The following is a 618-nucleotide window of genomic DNA, read 5'->3' as shown; positions in this document are numbered from 1 at the left end:
TTCTTACCAGTAGCGAGCAATGTGATTACTAGAACAGGTGGCACAGCAAGTGGAACGGCAGTCTTCGCTCCAGTAACAGGTGTGTTAAGCTATACACCAACTGTTAGCGAGCCAGGAACAACTGTAACGGTGATTTACCAAGTATGTAATACATTGGTGACCCCACAAGTATGTGCGAATGCAACAGTTACGATAACAGTGCCAGCAGCACCACGTTTGAGTATCACCAAAGCAGCACCAAGTGGCTCTATTAATGCTTTTGACAACTTTACTTACACCATTACCGTAAGTAATCTTGGAAGTGCCGCTACAACTGGCACGATTACTGTTAAAGATACTTTACAAAGCGGCCTAAGCTTTGTATCATCAAGTACAGCAACAGGTTGGAGCTGTAGTTCGTCAGGCCAAGTAGTAACATGTAGCCGAACTAGCAGTATTCCATCAGGAAGTAATAGTAGTTTTAGCTTGACAGTCACAGCCTTGAGTAATGGAGTATACCAAAACAAAGCAGGCGTCTATGGCGGTGGAGATCCAGTAGCGATTAACGGAACAAGTGCCGCACAATCAAACAATACGAGCGTATCGGTTGGTCAATCAGTAGTGAAATTGACAGCAAAA

Annotated in this window: 1 protein-coding gene; it reads left to right on the top strand. The window is 44.2% G+C overall.

From position 1 onward, the window contains the following. A partial coding sequence (locus tag GVN22_RS27630; protein WP_166554197.1) for a DUF11 domain-containing protein occupies nucleotides 1–618 on the top strand: 618 nt, incomplete at both ends.

Origin of the sequence: Cellulophaga sp. BC115SP, assembly GCF_009905545.1 — a bacterium.
GTDB lineage: Bacteria > Bacteroidota > Bacteroidia > Cytophagales > Spirosomataceae > Flectobacillus > Flectobacillus rivi.
Note: the sequence above shows the minus strand (reverse complement) of the source record. Positions and strands in the feature narration are given on the sequence as shown.